This window comes from Alkalimonas cellulosilytica (assembly GCF_036325985.1).
GTDB lineage: Bacteria > Pseudomonadota > Gammaproteobacteria > Enterobacterales > Alteromonadaceae > Alkalimonas > Alkalimonas cellulosilytica.
The window spans coordinates 1-650 of sequence record NZ_JAUHLI010000055.1 but is presented as its reverse complement, the minus strand read 5'-3'; the positions used below and the strand labels follow the sequence as shown (position 1 = coordinate 650).

The following is a 650-nucleotide window of genomic DNA, read 5'->3' as shown; positions in this document are numbered from 1 at the left end:
CAGTGCGCCGCTAAAAGCAGGCTACCATGGCCCGATGACACTGCCGATGTTTCGACGCAATGAAGTGCTGATTGCACTGCAGGCGCCTTAATAGGCCAACAGCAGGCGCCGGCCAGCATTTGCCAGGCCCATTAAACGGCCTGGCGTAACATGGCCTCTGGCATGCTCTCTTCGTGCAGCCACTCCAGCTGCAGCTGACCTTCTTTGAGGTGCATGCGCCCTGCTCGGTTCGGACGAATGCGCTGCTGTTTCCGCTCGGCCACCAAGGCATCGAGCAAATCGAGGATGGCGGATTTGAGCCCGCTTTGCCTCAGCAAAGTTTGGGCCTGCTCCGAGAAATGCCAGGCGGTCGCGGTGAGCTGGCTCGCTTCGGCTTTGGCATAAAAGTTAAGCGCCCCATCGAGCTCCTTCAGCTGCGGGTAGTTATGACGCAGAGCGTCCAGGCTCTGCTGTTCAAGCAGGATCACATCAGGCTCCATACAGGTTCTCCTCTTGCTTCCTTATTGAGTGTAGCCATGTTAAGTGCTGGCAACAGCTCTGAACAGTGCCCCGGATTTTTATCTGTCCACTTTGCATACACATACGCCGGTCAAACGCTGACAAAATCCAATTCTAGCGATATACTGTACAAATAAACAGTTATTTTATGC

The 650-nt window shown here is 54.5% G+C and carries 1 protein-coding gene; it reads right to left on the bottom strand.

The annotated features are described in order from the left end of the window. Positions 1-131: 131 nt before the first annotated feature. On the bottom strand, positions 132-479 hold the full coding sequence (locus QWY20_RS18505; RefSeq protein WP_330130456.1) for a hypothetical protein: 348 nt from the start codon (positions 477-479) through the stop codon (positions 132-134). Between the last annotated feature and the right edge of the window lie 171 nt (positions 480-650).